Source organism: Gillisia xinjiangensis (genome assembly GCF_046298265.1).
Lineage (GTDB): Bacteria > Bacteroidota > Bacteroidia > Flavobacteriales > Flavobacteriaceae > Gillisia > Gillisia xinjiangensis.
Map to the genome: position 1 here is coordinate 1 of NZ_JBKAHK010000146.1, position 503 is coordinate 503.

The 503-nt window shown below is 56.5% G+C and carries 1 protein-coding gene; it reads left to right on the top strand.

Annotated features, from left to right (window positions below):
* Positions 1-226: hypothetical protein (locus ACKGJN_RS16925; RefSeq protein ID WP_409540756.1), on the top strand; the 226-nt coding region annotated here is incomplete at its 5' end.
* Positions 227-503: the final 277 nt, after the last annotated feature.

Below are 503 nucleotides of genomic sequence, written 5' to 3' on the forward strand. Positions count from 1 at the left end.
CGCTGAGCTCGTCTCTCACGCATTCAACGATCACGTCTCGGAGACTCTTGCAGAGAATATCCTGAGCGGCGGTCTCTGCCGCAGCGAATACCTCGCTGAAGTAGAGCGGACCTTCCGGCGAACTGTTGAGGAGCCGGGAGAGCACGAGTCCGGAAAGAATCAGATCCAGAGGATGGGTAGAGTGAATGGCCCGGTGGAGCGTGGTCTGCAAAGGCGACATAGATGAAGTCCTCAATTCGATGTTGGGCGATAGGGGGACGGGCCCCTCGAATTGAGATGTGGTTCCGTTGGGCCCGATTGGGCCGAACTTTCTTTCTCGGAACCATTACTGCGACATCTGGCCCCAGTTCTCTGGCTCGAGATCCTAGGCGTACCGCCGTCGAAGATAGTTAACGTCCGGAGACCCGAAGACCGCTGACAAAGATCACTGCCATGACATCTAATGTGGGGTCAGAAAGAGCCCAGCTACTGGGCGAGAGCGTCAACTAGAGAGGCGACAGTAT